The sequence below is a fragment of the Pseudomonas sp. 2FE genome (assembly GCF_005503735.1).
Classification (GTDB): domain Bacteria; phylum Pseudomonadota; class Gammaproteobacteria; order Pseudomonadales; family Pseudomonadaceae; genus Aquipseudomonas.
The window spans coordinates 1-19157 of record NZ_SCMO01000007.1; the positions used below are offsets into that span (position 1 = coordinate 1).

At 61.2% G+C, this 19157-nt stretch carries 17 protein-coding genes, 3 pseudogenes and 1 other annotated feature; of the genes and pseudogenes, 10 read left to right on the plus strand and 10 right to left on the minus strand.

The window, feature by feature from the left end:
- Positions 1-862, minus strand: a pseudogene (locus tag FFS12_RS12510) (IS3 family transposase); the annotation flags it as partial.
- Positions 468-584 (minus strand) — a sequence feature (AL1L pseudoknot). It overlaps the preceding pseudogene by 117 nt.
- Before the next feature lie 358 nt (positions 863-1220).
- Between FFS12_RS12510 and FFS12_RS12515 the strand changes: the two are divergent.
- The 8 genes and pseudogenes from FFS12_RS12515 (at position 1221) to arsJ (ending at position 7106) form a co-directional block, all read left to right on the plus strand.
- Complete coding sequence (locus tag FFS12_RS12515) at positions 1221-1634, plus strand: arsenate reductase ArsC (protein ID WP_137887127.1); 414 nt, start codon at positions 1221-1223, stop codon at positions 1632-1634.
- Positions 1635-1642: 8 nt separating this feature from the next.
- On the plus strand, positions 1643-1999 hold the full coding sequence (locus FFS12_RS12520; RefSeq protein WP_137887128.1) for a metalloregulator ArsR/SmtB family transcription factor: 357 nt from the start codon (positions 1643-1645) through the stop codon (positions 1997-1999).
- Between the two features lie 43 nt (positions 2000-2042).
- Positions 2043-2509, plus strand: a pseudogene (locus FFS12_RS12525) (arsenate reductase ArsC).
- 18 nt (positions 2510-2527) lie between these two features.
- Positions 2528-3589, plus strand: coding sequence for an ACR3 family arsenite efflux transporter (arsB, locus tag FFS12_RS12530; protein WP_137887129.1), 1062 nt, complete (start codon positions 2528-2530; stop codon positions 3587-3589).
- Positions 3590-3593: 4 nt separating this feature from the next.
- A complete protein-coding gene (gene arsH / locus FFS12_RS12535) occupies positions 3594-4310 on the plus strand; it encodes an arsenical resistance protein ArsH (protein ID WP_137887130.1) in 717 nt (238 codons plus the stop codon).
- 13 nt (positions 4311-4323) lie between these two features.
- Positions 4324-4838, plus strand: a pseudogene (locus tag FFS12_RS12540) (cyclin-dependent kinase inhibitor 3 family protein).
- A gap of 23 nt (positions 4839-4861) precedes the next feature.
- Positions 4862-5866 carry an ArsJ-associated glyceraldehyde-3-phosphate dehydrogenase gene (locus tag FFS12_RS12545; protein WP_137887131.1) on the plus strand — a complete coding sequence of 335 codons (1005 nt, stop codon included), beginning with the start codon at positions 4862-4864 and terminating at the stop codon, positions 5864-5866.
- A 19-nt stretch (positions 5867-5885) separates the two neighbouring features.
- Positions 5886-7106, plus strand: a complete 1221-nt coding sequence (gene arsJ, locus FFS12_RS12550; RefSeq protein WP_137887132.1) for an organoarsenical effux MFS transporter ArsJ — start codon at positions 5886-5888, stop codon at positions 7104-7106.
- Between the two features lie 131 nt (positions 7107-7237).
- On the opposite strand, the gene queD is transcribed toward arsJ, so the two are convergent.
- Both queD and norR read right to left on the minus strand, forming a co-directional pair.
- A complete protein-coding gene (queD, locus tag FFS12_RS12555; protein ID WP_137819238.1) occupies positions 7238-7594 on the minus strand; it encodes a 6-carboxytetrahydropterin synthase QueD in 357 nt (118 codons plus the stop codon).
- Positions 7595-7735: 141 nt separating this feature from the next.
- Entirely contained in the window at positions 7736-9289 is a 1554-nt protein-coding gene (gene norR / locus FFS12_RS12560) for a nitric oxide reductase transcriptional regulator NorR (RefSeq protein WP_137887133.1), read from the minus strand.
- 152 nt (positions 9290-9441) lie between these two features.
- Between norR and hmpA the strand changes: the two genes are divergently transcribed.
- Positions 9442-10623, plus strand: a complete 1182-nt coding sequence (hmpA, locus tag FFS12_RS12565; RefSeq protein WP_137887134.1) for an NO-inducible flavohemoprotein — start codon at positions 9442-9444, stop codon at positions 10621-10623.
- A 149-nt stretch (positions 10624-10772) separates the two neighbouring features.
- On the opposite strand, the gene FFS12_RS12570 is transcribed toward hmpA, so the two are convergent.
- Both FFS12_RS12570 and FFS12_RS12575 read right to left on the minus strand, forming a co-directional pair.
- Positions 10773-11600: a hypothetical protein gene (locus tag FFS12_RS12570; RefSeq protein ID WP_137887135.1), complete on the minus strand. Its 828-nt coding sequence runs from the start codon at positions 11598-11600 to the stop codon at positions 10773-10775.
- A gap of 78 nt (positions 11601-11678) precedes the next feature.
- Positions 11679-12758 (minus strand): patatin-like phospholipase family protein, encoded by a 1080-nt coding sequence (locus FFS12_RS12575; RefSeq protein WP_137887136.1) that lies wholly within the window; start codon positions 12756-12758, stop codon positions 11679-11681.
- 112 nt (positions 12759-12870) lie between these two features.
- On the opposite strand from FFS12_RS12575, the gene FFS12_RS19925 reads away from it, so the two are divergent.
- Positions 12871-13095, plus strand: coding sequence for a hypothetical protein (locus FFS12_RS19925; protein WP_171011870.1), 225 nt, complete (start codon positions 12871-12873; stop codon positions 13093-13095).
- Between the two features lie 200 nt (positions 13096-13295).
- Here FFS12_RS19925 and nuoN read toward each other — a convergent pair whose 3' ends face one another.
- Genes nuoN through nuoJ form a run of 5 tightly spaced genes read right to left on the minus strand, consistent with a single transcriptional unit; the run spans position 13296 to position 19005 of the window.
- Positions 13296-14765 carry an NADH-quinone oxidoreductase subunit NuoN gene (gene nuoN, locus FFS12_RS12585; RefSeq protein WP_137887137.1) on the minus strand — a complete coding sequence of 490 codons (1470 nt, stop codon included), beginning with the start codon at positions 14763-14765 and terminating at the stop codon, positions 13296-13298.
- Positions 14766-14772: 7 nt separating this feature from the next.
- Positions 14773-16305, minus strand: a complete 1533-nt coding sequence (gene nuoM / locus FFS12_RS12590) for an NADH-quinone oxidoreductase subunit M (RefSeq protein ID WP_137887138.1) — start codon at positions 16303-16305, stop codon at positions 14773-14775.
- A gap of 38 nt (positions 16306-16343) precedes the next feature.
- Positions 16344-18197 carry an NADH-quinone oxidoreductase subunit L gene (nuoL, locus tag FFS12_RS12595; RefSeq protein ID WP_137887139.1) on the minus strand — a complete coding sequence of 618 codons (1854 nt, stop codon included), beginning with the start codon at positions 18195-18197 and terminating at the stop codon, positions 16344-16346.
- Positions 18194-18502 (minus strand): NADH-quinone oxidoreductase subunit NuoK, encoded by a 309-nt coding sequence (nuoK, locus tag FFS12_RS12600; protein ID WP_119952124.1) that lies wholly within the window; start codon positions 18500-18502, stop codon positions 18194-18196. Before nuoK ends, nuoL begins: the two co-directional genes overlap by 4 nt.
- Positions 18502-19005 (minus strand): NADH-quinone oxidoreductase subunit J, encoded by a 504-nt coding sequence (gene nuoJ / locus FFS12_RS12605; RefSeq protein ID WP_137887140.1) that lies wholly within the window; start codon positions 19003-19005, stop codon positions 18502-18504. Before nuoJ ends, nuoK begins: the two co-directional genes overlap by 1 nt.
- Positions 19006-19157 lie beyond the last annotated feature (152 nt).

Sequence of the window (19157 nt, forward strand, 5' to 3'; positions counted from 1 at the left end):
TGCTCCAGCGCATCGAGCACAAAGTCGGTACGGGCTGAGCTGGACACGCGCCAGCCAACGATACGCCGGACGAATACGTCGATGACAAAGGCCACATAGACGAAGCCCTGCCAGGTGCTGACGTAGGTGAAATCCGAAACCCAGAGCGCGTTTGGCCGCTCGGCGCGGAACTGGCGGTTGACCTTATCCAGTGGGCACGCTTTGGCCTTGTCGCTGATCGTAGTCTTGACCGGTTTGCCGCGTACGACACCTTGCAGACCCAGTCGCCGCATCAACCGCTCCACCGTGCAGCGGGCCGCCACTACGCCTTCGCGCTTGAGCTGCCGCCAGACCTTGCGCACGCCATAGACCTGGAAGTTCTCCTCCCAGACCCGCTGGATATGCTCACTCAGCACCTCGTCACGCTGTGCTCGTGGGGAACGCCGCTCGGGGGCAGCCTGGCACAGCGCATGGGCGTAGTAGGTCGATGGAGCGATCGGCAGTACCCGGCAGATCGGCTCGACTCCATAAACCGCACGATGCTCGTCGATGAACGCTGTCATGGCTTGAAGCGGCGGTCGAGCTCCGCCTGGGCAAAATACGCGGACGCCTTGCGCAGGATCTCGTTGGCCTGGCGCAGCTCACGCACTTCACGTTCCAATGCCTTGATCCGCTCGCGTTCGCTGCTGGTCTAACCTTCGCGCTTGCCACTGTCGCGTTCGGCCTGGCGCACCCAGCGGCGCAGCGTTTCGGCGGTACAACCAATCTTGGCGGCAATTGAGCAGATCGCCGCCCACTCCGAGTCATGCCCGTCTTGATGCTCCAGCACCAAACGAACCGCTCGCTCGCGGACTTCCGGGGAATACTTCGTTGCTGTCTTCATGGCTCCATCCTCTCAAGAGTTGGAGCCTCCGGGAAAGCCGGGGCGGTTCAGATAGACTTTTTCGACTTTGGCGTCGGGACGCATCATGGCGGCTGGCTCCAAAAAGAAATTGGAGAGCAGCATCGACCGGCATTCAGATCATTTGAAGACGGGGTTTATGGAGCGCTTACGAATAATCAGATGTTGCGGTACTGGCGAGTTGCGCATTGTTCCTTTCGTAGCGCGCAGGCTTTTCAGCGAAGAGTCTTCCGGTGAGTAAGCGAGGATAGGAGGTGTCGTCGCCATTCGGCCATGGAGCTTTACTGAGTATTCGTTAAATCGTATATTCGTTTAACCATATCTATGCAGAGACTTAGCAATGGCCTACAAGACTCGCGTCCTGTTCGTTTGTGTCGCCAATGCCGTTCGTTCGCAATTGGCGGAGGCGCTGCTGCGGCATACCGATTCCGAGCGCTTCGAGGCCTTCAGTGCCGGTACTGCGCCGAGCGAAGTCGACCCCCGCACCTTCGAGTCCCTCGGACACCTGGGGGTGAGCACCGAGGGGCTGCGCAGCAAGTCGATCGATGAGTTCGCGGGCGAGCGTTTCGATTATGTCATCACCTTGTGCGATAAATCGGCGCTGGAGTGTCAGGCCCTACCCGGAGCGGGCGAGGTGCTGGCCTGGAACTTCGAAGACCCGCTAACCAGCAGCAAGCCCGATGCCTTCCGCCATACCCTTCACGAGCTCCATGAGCGCATCAAGATGTTCGTTCTGGTGAAAACCAAACGTTGAGACCTGCAATGGCCGACCACCTGACACCGACAACCGTATTCAAATGCCTGGCCGATGAAACCCGCGTGCGCATGACGTTGCTGATCGCCCGCGAGCAAGAGCTGTGCGTCTGTGAGCTGACCTGCGCCCTGGATGAAAGCCAGCCCAAGGTATCCCGCCACCTGGCGCAGCTGCGCAACTGCGGGATGCTGGCGGATCGTCGACAAGGGCAATGGGTGTACTACCGCCTGCATCCCAACCTGCCGGACTGGGTGCACAGCATCCTGAGCACCGTGCTCGACGCCAACAAGCACTGGCTCAGCCCCAACTTGAAACGCCTCGAAGAAATGGGAGATCGGCCTGAACGGCTTGCCGCTTGCTGCTGAGCCCATCCGCCTGAGCCACGCTCGGCCATTACGAGATCACCCGATGAAGATTCTGTTCCTCTGCACGGCCAACAGCTGCCGCAGCATCCTCTCCGAAGCCGTGTTCAATCGGTGCCCGTCGGGATGAAGGCGTACAGCGCGGGCAGCCAGCCGAAAGGCTATGTGCATCCGCTGAGCCTGAAGACCCTGGAGAAGGCGGGTATCTCAACCGACGGGCTGCACAGCAAATCCAGCGATGTCCACGAAGGGCTGGCTCCGGATTTCGTTATCACCGTTTGCGACAAGGCCGCCGGTGAAGTCTGCCCAATATTTTTCGGCCCGGCGACCAAGGCCCACTGGGGGCTGGCTGCCCCGTCGGACTATCAGGGGACTCAAGAGGAGGTCGAGGCTGCTTTCGAAAGCACCTTGGAAACCATCCGCACGCGTATCCAAGCCTTCCTCGCGCTGCCGTTCAAGCAGATAAATGCCGAGCAGCTCAAGGCCGAACTGGCCCTAATCGGCACCCTCTGAGCAGCAGGAGAATCAATGATGAGCAAAAGCCGCCTTTCCTTCCTAGATCGCTACCTGACGGTCTGGATTTTCCTCGCCATGGCGCTTGGTATTGGTCTCGGTAGCCTGGTCGATGGTTTTCCGGGTTGGCTCAACAGCCTGTCGGTGGGTTCGACCAATATCCCCATTGCCATCGGCCTGGTCGTGATGATGTACCCACCCTTGGCCAAGGTCAGGTACGAGGAGCTGCCTGAAGTCTTCAAGGACAAGCGCATCCTGGCGTTGTCTCTGGTGCAGAACTGGGTCATCGGCCCGGTATTGATGTTTTTTTTGGCTATCGTGTTTCTCGCCGACAAGCCGGAGTACATGACAGGCCTGATCCTCATCGGCCTGGCCCGCTGCATCGCCATGGTGCTGGTGTGGAATCAGATCGCGGGGGGCAACAACCAGTACGTCGCCGGGCTGGTAGCCTTCAACAGCATCTTCCAGATCCTGTTCTTCAGCGTGTATGCCTGGATTTTCCTCGGCCTGCTGCCGCCACTGTTCGGCCTGGAAAGCAGCGTGTTCGAGACCAGCTTCGTCGACATCGCCGAGTCGGTGCTGATCTACATGGGCATTCCGTTCCTGGCCGGCTTCCTCACTCGCAAGATGCTGATCAGCCGCAAGGGCCAAAACTGGTACAGCGAGCGCTTCATCCCGAAGATCAGCCCACTGACCCTGGTGGCCCTGCTACTCACCATCGTTGCGATGTTCAGCCTCAAGGGCGACAGGGTGTTGCAACTGCCGGTGGACGTGCTGCGTATCGCCATCCCGCTGACCATCTACTTCGTGGTGATGTTCTTCATCAGCTTCTGGATGGGCAAGTTGCTTGAAGCGGACTACCCGAAAACCACCGCGCTGGCCTTCACCGCTGCCAGCAACAACTTCGAACTGGCCATCGCCGTGGCCATAGCCACCTTCGGCCTCGCCTCGCCGGTGGCCTTCGCCACGGTAATCGGCCCGCTGGTGGAAGTGCCGGTGCTGATCTCCCTGGTTGGCGTCGCCCTCTGGCTGAAACGCCGCTGGTTCGATCAGCTCAAAGGCGCCCTCGCTCAGGAGTGAGTTCATGTACGACGATCACACCCCAAACCTCGATGCCGAACTGGTCGAGTTACCGACGCCCGAAAAGCTCGGCATTGAACTGAAAGCCACGCACAAGCCGCGGATCTTGCTGCTCTATGGCTCGACCCGCGAGCGTTCCTTCAGCCGTCTGTTGGTGGAAGAAGCTGCGCGCCTGTTGCAGCACTTTGGCGCCGAGACGCGCATCTTCAACCCTTCCGGCCTGCCCCTGCCGGATGACGTTCCAGATAGCCATCCAAAGGTGCAGGAGCTGCGCGAACTGATGCTCTGGTCGGAAGGCCAGGTCTGGTGTTCGCCGGAACGCCACGGCTCGATGAGTGCCGTATTCAAGGCGCAGATCGACTGGGTTCCGCTGGCCATGGGTGCGGTACGCCCGACCCAGGGCAAGACTCTGGCGGTGATGCAGGTCTGTGGCGGCTCGCAGTCGTTCAACGTGGTCAACCAGTTGCGCGTGCTGGGCCGCTGGATGCGCATGGTCACCATCCCCAACCAGTCCTCGGTGCCCAAGGCCTTCCTCGAATTCGACGAAGCCGGGCGGATGAAACCGTCCTCCTTCTACGACCGTGTGGTGGACGTGATGGAGGAGCTGGTCAAGTTCACCCTATTGCTGCGCGAGCGGCAGGACTACCTAGTCGACCGCTATTCCGAACGCAAGGAATCGGCGGAAGAACTCTCCAAGCGCGTCAATCAACGCTCCATTTGAGGAACACCCGATCGTGCAACAACACCCGTACTCCGTACTCACTGCGGCTGATGTGCAAGGCCAACTGATCTTCACACCATGCCCTGGCACCAAGGACACCTCGGTCGCCGATGCGTTGGACACGCTTCAAGAAGCCGGCGCTTCGGCCTTGCTGACGCTGATGCCGAGCGAGGAGCTGCGCCAGAACGAAATCGACCAGCTGCCCGAGCAATGCCAGCAGCGTGGCATCGAGTGGTTTCACCTACCGGTGGAGGACGAGCAGGCACCCGGCGAGCCGTTCCAGGCGGCCTGGGAATTGAACCGTGAGCGGATCAAGCAATGCTGGTTGAGGGCAAGAACATCGCCATCCACTGCAAGGGTGGCTCTGGCCGTACCGGGTTGATTGCCGCGCAACTGCTGATCGAGTGTGGCGTGCCGTTTCGCGCAGCGATCAATGAGGTGCAGGCACTGCGGCCCCGCGCCCTCCAGCATCCAGCCCATGTCCAGTACATCACTCAGTTCGACTCCGACAAGTCGGGCGCCAACTAACAACAGACTCAGAGAACAACAGCATGAGCATCAAAATAGGCATCAACGGTTTCGGCCGCATCGGTCGTCTGGCCCTGCGCGCGGCCTGGGACTGGCCGGAGCTGGAGTTCGTGCAGATCAACGACCCAGCCGGCGATGCGGCGACCCACGCCCATCTGTTGAATTTTGACTCGGTGCATGGCCGCTGGCAGCACGAGGCCAGCGCCGACGGCGATTGCGTGGTGATCGGCGGCAAGCGCATCCAGGTCAGCGCCAACAAGGCCATCGCCGACACCGACTGGTCGGGTTGCGATCTGGTGATCGAGGCCAGCGGCAAGATGAAAACCGTCGCAGTGCTCCAGGCCTACCTGGATCAGGGCGTGAAGCGTGTGGTGGTCAGCGCACCGGTGAAGGAGAAAGGTGCGCTGAACGTCGTCATGGGCGTCAACCAGCACCTGTTCGACCCGGCTGAGCACCGCATCGTCACCGCCGCCTCCTGCACCACCAACTGCCTGGCCCCGGTGGTCAAGGTGATCCACGAAAACCTCGGCATCCGCCACGGCTCGATCACCACGATTCACGATCTGACCAACACCCAAAGCATCCTCGACCAGCCGCACAAGGATCTGCGCCGCGCCCGCGCCTCGGGCATGAGCCTGATCCCGACCAGCACCGGCTCGGCCACCGCCATCGCGGAAATCTTCCCCGAGCTGCGCGGGCGCCTGAACGGCCACGCCGTGCGCGTGCCGCTGGCCAACGCCTCGCTGACCGACTGCGTGTTCGAGGTGGAGCGTGCGACCACGGTGGAGGAGGTCAACCAGTTGCTCAAGGCTGCCGCCGAGAACGAGCTGAAGGACATCCTCGGCTATGAGGAGCGTCCGCTGGTGTCCATCGATTACCGCACCGACCCGCGCTCCTCGATCATCGATGCGCTGTCGACCATGGTGGTCAACGGCACCCAGGTGAAGCTCTACGCCTGGTACGACAACGAATGGGGTTACGCCAACCGGACCGTCGAACTGGCCAAACTGGTCGGCCTGGCCGGTTGATAGGAGGCAGGGAGCGATCATGAAAGCGTTGTCAGCCCTTGCCCCGGAAGTGCGCCAATACCTGCTGGTGACCGGTAATTACTGGGCGTTCACCCTCACCGATGGCGCCCTGCGCATGCTGGTGGTGCTGCACTTTCATGCGTTGGGCTACAGCCCGCTGCAGATCGCGTTTCTGTTCCTGTTCTACGAGATCTTCGGGGTCATCACCAACCTGATAGGCGGCTACCTCGGTGCCCGTCTGGGCCTGAATCGCACCATGAACATCGGCCTGGGAATGCAGGTGGTGGCCTTGCTGATGCTCACGGTGCCAGCAGCCTGGCTGACCATCCCCTGGGTGATGGGTGCCCAGGCGCTGTCGGGCATCGCCAAGGATCTCAACAAGATGAGCGCCAAGAGCTCGATCAAGCTCCTGGTGCCGGGCAATCAGCAAGGCAGGCTGTACCAGTGGGTGGCCATCCTCACCGGCTCGAAGAATGCGCTCAAGGGCGTGGGCTTCTTCCTCGGTGGCGCCTTGCTCGCGCTGCTGGGCTTCAAGGGCGCGGTGCTGGCCATGGCGGCGGTACTGGCGCTGATCTGGCTGAGCAGCCTGTTCCTGCTGAAGAAGGATCTGGGCAAGGCCAAGGCCAAGCCGAAGTTCCGCGACATCCTGTCCAAGAGTCGGGCAATCAATATCCTGTCTGCCGCACGCTTGTTTTTGTTCGGGGCCCGCGATGTGTGGTTCGTGGTGGCGCTGCCGGTGTATCTGAGCAGCGTGTTCGGCTGGGACTTCTGGCTGGTCGGCGGCTTCCTCGCGGTCTGGATCATCGGCTACGGCATCGTCCAGTCCTTCGCGCCGGCGATCACCGGCAAGCGGCGCGGGCATGTTCCCGATGGTCGTGCCGCCTTCGTCTGGGCGCTGCTGTTGGCCGGTTTGCCGGCCGCTATCGCGCTGGGATTGAATGCCGGGCTATCCGCGCAGGTGCTGCTGCTGGGTGGCTTGCTGGTGTTCGGCGCGCTGTTCGCGGTGAACTCCTCGCTGCACAGCTACCTGATCGTCTCCTACGCCAAGGAAGACGGGGTGTCACTGGATGTGGGCTTCTATTACATGTCCAACGCCATGGGCCGGCTGATCGGCACCCTGCTGTCCGGGTGGATCTACCAGGTTTATGGGCTTATTGCCTGTCTGTGGATTTCAACGGCCTTCGTGTTGCTGGCCGCGCTGATTTCTATCGCCTTACCCAGGCGCGCCGAGGCGATATGAACCCGTCTGCATGGCGGGAAGAGCCTTGCGCTCTACGACTCCCGTTCGCATGGCGCGGGCAGGGAAGCTTAAGGCGCCAGTACCTGCGATAAATCGCGTGCAATAAAAAGCCACCTTCGCAGGCTGGCAGGTCAGTCACCGCGGTATTCGCAGCCGCTGGTACAGGTCTCATGGATGCGGACACGGGAGAGCTCGGGCAGCAGGGGCTTTAGCTGTTGCCAGATCCACTTGGAGAGAACCTCGCTGGTGGGGTTTTCCAGGCCAGGGATATCGTTCAGGTAGTTGTGGTCAAGCTGCTCGTAGAGCGGCTTGAAGATCGCTTTGATCTCGGAGAAGTCGCGAATCCAGCCGGTATAGGGATCGACTTCGCCCTCGATGTAAATGGCTACACGAAACGAATGGCCGTGTAGGCGGCCGCATTTATGGCCTTCCGGCACATGGGGGAGGCGATGAGCCGCTTCGAAGATGAATTCTTTAAACAGTTCCACGGTGTTGCGCTCTGAAAAGGTACGACCGCGGGTGCGATCAAAATAGGGAGCAAGTTTAACAGTTCTACCAGGGCTTTACCCGTTGCAGAGCTGTCCTTGGAGTCAGCACGGAGGAGGTGTTTGAGGCCGGCCCGGTTAGAGCTACTTGAGAGCCAACCGCCTGGCGAGTCGGTTCAGATTCGCGCGATCCAGCCCCAGTTCTCGGGCTGCCGCGGCCCAGCTGCCTTGGTGGCGTGACAGGCAGTCGCTAATTAATAGACGTTGATAATTGTCCAGCGCCTGGCGCAGGTCGCCTGTCTCTAGCTGGCTTGGTGTCTGAGGCTGCAGGACTTCAGCGATCGTTTGGCTGCCCTGTGGCAGCTCCAGGTCGATTGCATGAAGGCTGAGGATTCGAGGGCGTTCGGGGCAGGCCGCCAAAGCCTTGAGGGCGGCGCGGCCGATCAAGTGTTCCAGCTCGCGCACGTTCCCTGGCCACCGATAACCCACTAGCGCGGCCTGCGCGTCTGGTGCTAGGCGCAGGCTACGCAGGCCGAGGCGCGGGCGGTTCTCTTCGAGAAAATAGCCCGCCAGTAAAATAACGTCGCGTCCGCGCTCGCGCAGCGGAGGGACGCGAAGCGGATAAACGCTGAGACGGTGATAGAGGTCGGCGCGAAAGCGCCCAGCCCGAACCTCCTCGGCGAGATCACGGTTAGTGGCGGCAAGCACACGGACATTCACTTGGTGCTCACGATCCGAGCCAACCCGCTGCAATTGCCCGCTCTGCAGGACACGCAGTAGCTTGGCTTGTACGGCCAGCGGCAACTCGCCTAGCTCATCGAGAAATAGGGTGCCGCCATCGGCAAGTTCGAACTTGCCACGTCGTTCGCTGACCGCGCCGGAAAAGGCCCCGCGGACATGGCCGAACAGTTCGCTCTCCACCAGGGTTTCCGGCAGGGCTGCACAGTTCAGGCTGATCAGTGGCGACTGCGCGCGGGTGGACTGGGCATGAATGGCTTGAGCGACGAGCTCCTTGCCGACACCGGTTTCACCGCTAATCAGCACGCTCAACTCACTGTTGCCGACCAGCGCTATCTCTTCGAGTAAGCGTTTATGCGCGAGGCTTTGGCCAATCATCTCGCGTGGGCGTACCTGCCCGGCGGCCTGTTTATAGGCCTCGGCCAGTTGATGCTGATCTTCGGCGCGCCGGGTCAGGCTGTGTATGCGTTCGCTCGCTTTGACGGTGGCGGCGGCAAGGCTGGCGAAGGCCTCGAGGGTGTCCAGATCGGCAGGGCCGAAGCGTTCCGGGTTGAGCGCATCGAGGGTCAATACTCCCCACGGACGCTCGTCGAGATAGAGTGGGCAGCCGATACAATCATGGACTTCAAGCTGGCCATGATGCCCCTCGACCAGGCCGTCGTAGGGATCGGCTAGTTCGCAACCGGCGGCAAAGTGGGTGGGGCGGGAATTTTCCAACAGCGCCTGCAAACGCGGATGTTCTGCCACTTTGAAACGCCGGCCAAGGGTATCTGCGCTCAGCCCGTCTACTGCCAGCGGCACTAATTGTTCGCCATCCAAGCGCAGCAAGGCAGTCGCGTCGCAGGGCAACAACTCACGCAAGGAGCCGAGCAGCCGCCGGTAGCGCTCGCCCTCTGGCAGTTCGCGCGAGAGATCGGCAACCAAAGGCAGTAGGGTGGTAAGCAGTGGGTTTGTGGTCATTTTGACCCTTGTGGAGTCTATTTGACTCTGAATGGTTGCTGTCTTTATGACTCTTTCTAAGATTAAGTTATTGAAAAATATAGACTTAATTTATGGCATGAATACTGAATTGTACAGGTGTAGAAACCCTAACACGATTCAGGAGAGAACTCATGCTAAGCGCTGCGCAGACTGCTCTGATTAAAGCCACCGTCCCGTTGCTGGAGTCAGGTGGTGAAGCCCTGACCGCGCATTTCTACACCATCATGCTGAGCGAACACCCAGAGGTGCGACCGCTGTTCAACCAGGCGCACCAAGCCAGTGGGGCGCAGTCGCGGGCCTTGGCTAACGCGGTGCTGATGTACGCCAAACACATCGATCGCTTGCAAGCCCTAGGCCCATTGGTCGGTCAGATCGTGAGCAAGCATGTGTCGCTGCAGATATTGCCGGAGCACTACCCGATTGTTGGTGGCTGCCTGTTGCGCGCGATTCGCGAGGTGTTGGGCGCCGAGGTGGCAACCGATGAGGTGATCGCTGCGTGGGCCGCGGCTTACCAGCAGTTGGCCGGCTTGCTGATCGGCGCGGAAGAGCAGGTCTACGCCGAGAATGCCAGCGCCGAGGGCGGATGGCGTGGTGCGCGGCAATTCCGCGTAGCGCGTAAGCGGGTAGAGAGTGAGGAGATAACGTCCTTCTACTTGGTGCCGGTGGATGGCGGCGCGCTGCTGAGTTTCGAGCCAGGCCAATACATTGGCTTGCGCCTTGAATTGGACGGTGAAGAGGTGCGGCGCAATTACTCGCTGTCAGCGGCAGCGAATCAGCGTGAGTACCGGATCAGCGTTAAGCGTGAGCCGGGCGGGCGGGTTTCGAGTTTTCTCCACGACCGTCTGGCAGAGGGCGATACCCTCGATCTTTTCCCGCCGGCCGGTGCCTTCGTCTTGCGGCCTTCAGACAAGCCCTTGGCGCTGATTACCGCTGGCGTCGGCATCACGCCGGCACTGGCGATGTTGGAGCAGGCGCTGGACAGTGGTCGCGAGATCCACTTCATCCACTGTGCACGCCACAGCGGTGCCCACGCGTTTCGCGATTGGCTGGAGACCAAGGTGGCGGCGCATCCACAGTTGAAGCGCTTTTACTGTTACAGCGAGCCGCGAGCGGAGGATCACCAGGTGACCAGTGGCTTCCTGACCCCACAGTTGCTTGATCAGTGGCTGCCGGCGCAACGCGACCTGGATGCTTACTTCCTGGGGCCTAAGCCTTTTATGGCGCAGGTGAAGCGGCACTTGAGTGGGTTGGGGATACCGGATGCCCAGTGCCACTATGAGTTCTTTGGGCCAGCGGCGGAGTTGGAGGCCTAAGGCCTAAGTCATCGAGTGAAAACACCGGCGTGCACGCGCAGGCCGGTGCTATTTAAGGCTGCGACTGCCGTAATCGCTGTAGTTCCTGCTTGAGCCAGGAGGCTGATAGTTGCGCTTGACCTTGTGCATTCAGCGCAGCGTGCGTGCTTTCACTCAGCGCAAGCAGGGAGCAACTGACACAGATAATTCGCCACATAGGCATGAAACTGGGCATCGTCCCAATACTCCAGATGACTCAAGGGTGTGTGTCTTTTGTACCAGGGACCGACCGGCATGGCGCGGTCTTGCGTCACTACCTTGGCGTAGTCCGGCAGCGGCCGTAGCGGGTAGCCGAGTGGATCGGCCGGTGCATAGAGATTCAGCCAGCGCGCCTGTTCGCGCACCTGCTCGGTCAGGCAGTGGCCGGGAAAACGGATCGGCACCACCGGGTCGTAGGCGAAGGTGAACAGTGGGATGTTGCAGCCGAAGGTGATCAGGCCGGCCAGCGTCTCCAGGGCCAGGAAGGGATCGCGCGGGCAGCTCGGGGTGGCGTTGAGCTTCTGCTGGTCCCAGACGAAGTTGGAGAAGATGTGCCCACCCAGGGAGTGGGCCAGCACCACCAGCGGTGTCTGTGGCCCGACTTGCGCGCGCAGGGCGTTCAACCCATGCCACAGGCACTGGTGCACTTCTTCGTAGGTGGTGTCGTAGGCCTGGCTGACCTTGCGGTAGCCGCTGGCATCACCGAAAAACAGGGTGACGATACGCCGCAACCAGCGCCAGCTAACCGGTTCACCGGCGAGCTTGTCGAGGTAGGCCTGTTCGCGTTTATCCAGCACGCTGGCCCAGTACAGGCTTTGGAACGCAACGTGCTCCGCCTCGGCGCCGAGACGCCGGCGCAGGCTGCTAATCAGGTTCTGGGCGAAGACGTGTTGGCCGTCTGCATCGCGCAGATCAGGCTGTGTGCCGATGCCGTGGATTACCGCTACTGCAAGCTTCATGAACCTCTCCCTGGTTGCGCACGTGGCAGCCTAGCGCGCGGTTGTCGCCGCTTCAATCGGCTTGCGGGAAACGCTCGATCAGAGTGCTTGCAGCTGGGCGCCGAGGCGACCATTATCCACCAGCTCGAGGAACTCATCGCCGAGCCGGCGGCTTTCATCCATCGCTGTGTGCCAGTAGCGTTCGCGCCCGGCGTCGTCACCCAGATAGCGGCTGAAATCCTTACGGTCGGGCAGCTTGCCGTGGGGCAGGCGGGCCAGGTACTCGCGCGAGGGGGCGAGTAGCAACACGTTCTGCAGGCGGGTGGTATCGGCGCGGCGCCATGGCAGCCCTTTGTCGAACCACCCGGGGATGACTTTGTCGGTGAAGTGCGGGTAGAGCACCACATCGCTGCCGCTGTAGGGCAGATCGAGGTGATAGTCGAGCAGGCCGCCGTCGCGATAAGTCCCGGCGCCAGCACCGGGGATGTCGCGCACGCCTTCCATCACCATAGGGATGGAGCCGGAAGCCAGCAGGGCATGGCGCAGGTTGCCGGTATCCAGAGGCAGGTAGCGCGAGGGGAAGTCGTTGAGTGCTGCCAGCGGTGGCGCCAAGCGGGCATCGTGCAGAATCACCCGTTCGAAGTGCTTGGCCAGGCGCGGGCGGCCGAGCAGGTTGTTGCCGATTACCGAGGACAATCCCAGGCCGAGTGCGCTACGCCGATCATGGGCGAGCAAGCCGAGGCTCTTCACCACCATCACATTGAGGCGGTAGTGCGGGTTGCTGAGGATATGCGAGTCCTGACCATCGAGCAGTTCGTCGAGCATCCGGCTGCAACTGCGTGACACCTCGGCCATGCTCACACCCTTGGCGAAACGCTGTGCGCTGTACAACTCACCGAGGCGGCGGATGCCTTGCGCGGCGTTCGGCAGGCAGGCGCTGGCGAAGCGCCAGGAACCGATCGAGGCGCCAATCAGCGCGCGCTCGCGAGGTGCCCGTGGCAGCCAGTCGCCGAACAGCACCAAGTCCAGCCCCTGAATACCCAGCGCTTTCGGGCCACCGGCCGCACCCGGCAAAATGCCCACGTCTACCGGGCGCAAACCTGTGTCACGGATACGCGCATAGGCCTGTGGGCCGGCTTTCAGGGTTAGGGCGGGAAACTTGATTTGAATAGCGCTCATGCTGGCCTCCATCACGCAAGGCAGCGATTATAGAGGCCCGCGCGGTCAGACCAAGAGACTTCAGCGCATGAATGATGGCTGCATGGCTGGCGGCCTGTTTCCGTTGCCCTAAATGACGCCGAATGATTGGCTGCATGAGACCGCGGAAGAACTGCATGGCAATTTACCCTGGTTCGCCCTGGCCTTAATTGGCCTGTATATCGCCGTGTTACATGCCGTTAACGAACGCCGGGCAAGCCATGCCGCTCCACTCGGGGGCGATGATGATCACCGCGTCGGCGGCTTTCAGCTGCTGCGCGTAGAGGCTCCAGGGGCCGCTATCTTCACTGGCGACTGAACTCTGCTCTTCGGCAGCAACCTGCCGCTGCTGGTGTTCGGTTGGGTGGCGGCGATGGTGCTCTAAAGTCGTTGGACTTTGCGCAGTGTTTTATACAACAGGCTCAAGGGCGCCGAGCGTACTGAGGCCGCCGTACTGAGACCATGTTGCAAAACAAGAAACCCGGCACTCGGCCGGGTTTCTTGTGTCACGCACGGGGTTTAACCCGCGGCGATCAGTCCTGCCTGCTGCACCAGATCCAGCAAGGGTTGCGGGTACAAGCCAAGGACGAATGCCAGCAGCGCGATAGCCAAGAGCATGATGCCGCCGGTGCGTTGGCCCCAGTTGAAGGGCGCATCGTGGCGATGCAGGTTGGGCTCGATCAGGAACAGCGTGACCATCACCCGCAGGTAGTAGAAGACGCCGATGGCGCTGCCGAGCACCAGAGAACCGAGCAGCCACCACTGCTGCGATTGCACGCCGACGGCGATCACATAGAACTTGCCGATAAAGCCGGCAGTCAGCGGAATACCGGCCAGCGACAGCATCATCACCGCCAGCACGGCAGTCAGGTACGGGCGCCGCCAGAACAACCCGCGATACTCGTACAAGGCATCGCAATCGCGGCCCTTGAAAGGCGTGGACATCAGCGTGATGACGCCGAAGGCGCCGAGGCTGGTCAGCACGTAGGTCACCAGGTAAACGCCAATCGCCTCGACGGCCAGGCCCTTGCTGGCGATCAGGGCGATCAGCAGGTAACCGAAGTGGGCGATGGAGGAATAACCGAGCAGGCGCTTGAGGTTGTTCTGCATCAGCGCTAGCAGGTTGCCGATCAGGATCGAGGCTATGGCGATCACGCTCAGCGCATCGTTCAGCAGGCCGCCGTTAGCCGCCGGCGACAGTTGGAACAGCCGCAGCAGCACCGCGAATACCGCGATCTTGCTGGCGGTGGCGAGGAAGGCTGCCACCGGTGCCGGAGCCCCCTCATAGACGTCCGGTGTCCACAGGTGGAACGGTACCAGCGAGAGCTTGAAGGCCAGGCCGACCAGCATCATCCCCAGGCCAATCTGGGCCAATGCGCTCTGCATACCAGTTGCCGCGAGCTTGGCGCCGATCCCGGCGAAGCTCAGGCTGCCGGCGTCGGCATACAACAGCGCCATGCCGAACAGCAGGAACGTGGAGCCGGCGGCCGAGAGCACCATGTACTTGATGCCGGCTTCGAGCGAGCGCTTGTCGAAGAAGGCGTAGGCAACCATGCCGTAGACCGGCACCGAGAGCAGTTCCAGGCCGATGAACAGGCCAGCCAGATGCTGCGCGCTGACCAACACCATGCCGCCAGCCGCCGCCAGCAGAATCAGCAGGTAGAGTTCTTCGCGGTTACCTGGATAGCCAACCTTCGCATCACCCATATAGGCATGCGCCAGGGTCACACAGGCCAAAGTGGCGACCAGGGTCAGCGCCATGTAGAAGCAGGCGAAGTTATCCACCTGCATCAGGTCGGTGACTGCTAGCGGGGCCACTTTGAGTGCCGGGATGATCGACAGCAATGCCAGGTTGAGACCTACCACCGAGAGAATGAAGGTCTGCGAGTGGTTACGGCGCCAGGCAATCGCCAGCATCACGGCGACGATGGTGGCGCTGACGACCAGTAGTGGCAGCAGGGCGATGAAGTGTTGAGTGGTGAATTCCATAGCGCAACTACCGGGCCGAAGCGAGTTGAGTGAAAGCGGTGCCGAGCCACTGCTGAACGCCATGCATGGTGGCGGCGGAGGTATCGAGCACCGGTTGCGGGTAAACCCCGAGCAGGATCAGCAACACGGCCAAGCCGATCACCATGAGCAGCTCACGAGCGTTCAGGCCACGCAGTACCTGCTCCGACTTGCCCGGGCCGAAGTAGGCACGGTGGATCATGATCAGCGAGTAAACCGAAGCGAACACCAGACCAGGGGCGGCGATAACGGTGATCCACGGCACGCTCTTGAAGATACCGAGCAGAATCAGGAATTCGCCAAGGAAGTTACCGGTTGCCGGCAGCCCCAATGAAGCGGCAGCGAAGAACAGACTGATCCCTGGCAAGTAGGCGATGCGTGACCACAGGCCGCCCATCTCACGCATGTCACGGGTGTGGGTACGCTCATAGAGCTGGCCGCAGATAATGAACAGGGCTGCCGCGGACAGGCCGTGGGCGAGCATCTGCAGCACCACACCTTGCAGGGCCAACTGGCTGCCGGAGTAGATACCGATCAGCACGAAACCCATGTGTGCGACGCTGGAGTAGGCGACCAGGCGCTTGATGTCGGTTTGCGCGAACGCCAGGATGGCGCCGTAGAAAACCCCGATCAGCCCCAGGGTCATGGCAAACGGTGCAAACTCGGCCGAGGCATTCGGGAACAGTGGCAGGGCGAAACGCAGCATGCCGTAGGCCGCGGTTTTCAGCAGAATACCGGCGAGGTCGACGGAGCCGGCAGTCGGCGCCTGCGCATGCGCATCCGGCAGCCAGGAGTGGAAGGGCACCACTGGCAGCTTGACGGCGAAGGCGATAAAGAAGCCGAGCATCAGGATGTATTCGCTCGTCGGCGGCAGTTCAGCCTTGAGCAACTGGGTGTAATCGAAGGTGATCACGCCGCTCTGGCTGTAATTGACGAAGACCAGGCCGAGAATCGCCACCAACATGATCAGGCCGCTGGCCTGGGTGTAGATGAAGAATTTGGTCGCGGCGTAAATCCGCGACTTCTTGCCATCCGTTGCACTGTGACCCCAGAGCGCGATGAGGAAGTACATCGGCACCAGCATCATTTCCCAGAAGAAGAAGAACAGGAACAGATCGAGCGCGAGGAACACGCCGACCACGCCGCCGAGAATCCACATCAGGTTGAGGTGGAAGAAGCCGACGTGGCGTTGGATCTCCTTCCAGGAACACATGACCGAGAGCACACCGAGCAGGCCGGTGAGCAGGATCATCAGCAGCGACAGGCCATCCAGCGCCAGGTGCACGTTGATGCCGAAACGCTCGATCCACTGGAGCTTGAACTCAAGGGCCCAGGTCGGGTCGGCGCCAGGGGCGGGGGCCAGGTTGTAGTCGCCGGTGAACCAGAGCCAGAGGCCGAGTCCCAGCAATAGAACCATGGTCAACATGGCGATCCAGCGTGGCGCGGTGGCGCCGAAGCGCTCCGCTTGCCAGCACAACAGGCCGCCAATAAAGGGGATCAGGATTAGCCAAGGCAGGATCATGACGGGCTCAATTCCTTTCGCAAATGCGCAAATTCATTTCAGACAGTGACCAGCAGTACGGCGCCCAGCACCAGTACTGCACCGCCGGCGATAGAGGCCGCATACCAGCGCAGATTGCCGGTTTCGGTGCGACTCATGAGCTTGTGCCCACCCCGCGTCAGGCGCGGAATCAAGCCAATGCTGTGGTCGATAGGGTCATGTGCGAATAACTGGGTCAGCCACATATAGGGTTTGACGAACAGCTTGTCGTACAGCCAATCGAAGCCCCAGGCGGCGAACCACCAGGCTGAGAGAAAGCGTCCCGGTGCACTGTCGGCTAGTGCGCTGGCGAAACCACGCTTGCCGAGGAACAGCAGCGCAGCCAGCAGAATACCGGCCAGCGCGATGGCGCCCGAGGCGATTTCCAGGCTGTGTTTGGCTTCGCCACCGGCATGCCCGACGCTCTGCGGCAGTACGCCAGCGAGTGGCGGGGTGATCAGCGCGCCGACGAAAGTCGAGAGTACGATCAGCAAAGTCAGCGGTAACCAATGGCTGATCCCGTGGCCCGCGTGCGCTTCGGTCTTCACTTCACCGTGGAAGGTGATGAAGATCAGCCGGAAGGTGTACAGCGAGGTCATGAAGGCCCCGGCCAGACCGGCATACAGCAGCGGCTGATGGCCACTGGCGAACGCCTCCCAGAGGATTTCATCCTTCGAGTAGAAACCCGCGGTGAGCAGCGGTAGAGCCGCCAGTGCGGCGCCACCGACGATAAAGCTCACATAGGCCAGCGGCAGTTTCTTCCACAAGCCGCCCATCTTGAAGATGTTCTGCTCGTGGTGGCAGGCGACGATCACCGCACCGGAGCCGAGGAACAGCAGCGCTTTGAAGAAGGCGTGGGTCATCAGGTGGAAGATCGCCGCGTCCCAGGCACCGACACCCAGCGCCAGGAACATGTAGCCGATCTGGCTCATGGTCGAGTAGGCGAGGATACGTTTGATGTCGGTCTGTACCAGTGCGGCAAAGCCGGCGAGTACCAGGGTGATGCCGCCGACTATGCCGACCAGCTCGAGAATACTCGGTGCCAGGGCGAACAGACCGTGGGTCCGGGCAATCAGGTAGACGCCGGCGGTGACCATGGTCGCCGCGTGGATCAAGGCGGAGACTGGCGTCGGGCCGGCCATCGCATCGGCTAGCCAGGTCTGCAGTGGCAGCTGAGCGGATTTACCCACTGCGCCACCGAGCAGCATCAGTGTCGCCAGGACCATCCAAGTATCGCCGGCAACGAACTTCTGGGGTGCCAGGACCAGCAGTTCCTGAATATTCAGGGTGCCGAGCTGGACGAACAGAATGAACAAGCCGATGGCCATGAACACGTCGCCGATCCGGGTGACGATGAAGGCCTTGAGCGCCGCGTTACCGTTGGGCACGTGCTTATAGTAGAAGCCGATCAGCAGGTAGCTGCACAGGCCCACGCCTTCCCAGCCGAAGTAGAGGAACAGCAGGTTATCGCCGAGCACCAGAAACAGCATGCTGGCGATGAACAGGTTCATATAGGAGAAGAAGCGCGAGTAGCCCTCTTCCCCGCGCATGTACCAGGAGGCGAACAGGTGGATCAGAAAGCCAACGCCGGTGACCACGCCGAGCATGGTCAGCGACAAGCCGTCCAGATAGAGGGTGAAACTCGGTGTGAAGCCATCCACCGACATCCACTGCCAGAGCAGTTGGGTGTACACGCCACCTTCAGGCGGGGCGACGTTGAATTGCCAGATGATCCAGACCGTGGTCAGCGCGGAGAGTCCGACCGAACCCACGCCGATCAGCGCCGAGAGGTTTTCCGACCATCTGCCGCGCGAGAACGAGAGCAGCAGGAAGCCGAGCAGAGGGAATAGACAGGTTAGAAATAGAAGGTTCATCCGCGCATCTCGCTGGCAGCGTCGATATCGAGGGTGTGGAAGCGGCGGTACAGCTGCATCAGAACCGCCAGACCGATACTGGCTTCGGCCGCAGCCAAGCTCAGGACCAGAATGAACATGACCTGACCGTCAGGCTGTGCCCAGCGGCTGCCAGCGACGATAAAGGCCAGACCGGTGGCGTTCATCATGATCTCCAGGCTCATCAGCACGAAGAGGATGTTGCGTCGCACCATCAGGCCAACCAGACCGAGGCAGAACAGTACGCCGGCGACGGCCAGGCCATGCTCCAGGGGAATTGAGTTCATCATTGTTCCTTCGCCTCGTGACGGCCGAGGTGGAAAGCCGCCACTATTGCGGCCAGCAGCAGCATGGACGCGAGTTCCACGACCAGCAGGTAGGGGCCGAACAGGCTGATACCGACAACCCTGGCGTCCACGGTAGTCTGGCCGATCGCGCCAGCACTCGGGTTACCGAGCAGCACATACAGCAGTTCAGCCAACAGCAGCGCCGAGAGCAGCGCGGGGCCGCCCCAGATACCGGGCTTGAGCCAGGCGCGTTCCTGTTCGGCGGCGACTGGGCCGAGGTTGAGCATCATCACCACGAAGACGAACAACACCATGATTGCGCCAGCGTAGACGATGATCTCCAACGCACCGGCAAATGGCGCACCGAGGCTGAAGAAGGTCATCGATACCGCCATCAGCGAGATGATCAGGTAGAGCAGGGCGTGTACCGGATTGGTATTGGTGATCACCCGCAAGGTGGACACCACGGCGACGCCTGAAGCGAAGTAGAAAGCGAATTCCATAATCTTCCTTATTTAATCCGTAGGACCTGTTTAGGTCGTTGCGAGCGCAGGTCAGGCAAGGCGAAAACAGGCGAGGAAGCGCAGTTGACTGTAGTCAATGAGCATTCCGACCCTGTTTTCAACGCAGCATCACCAAGCGCAGCAGACATAAA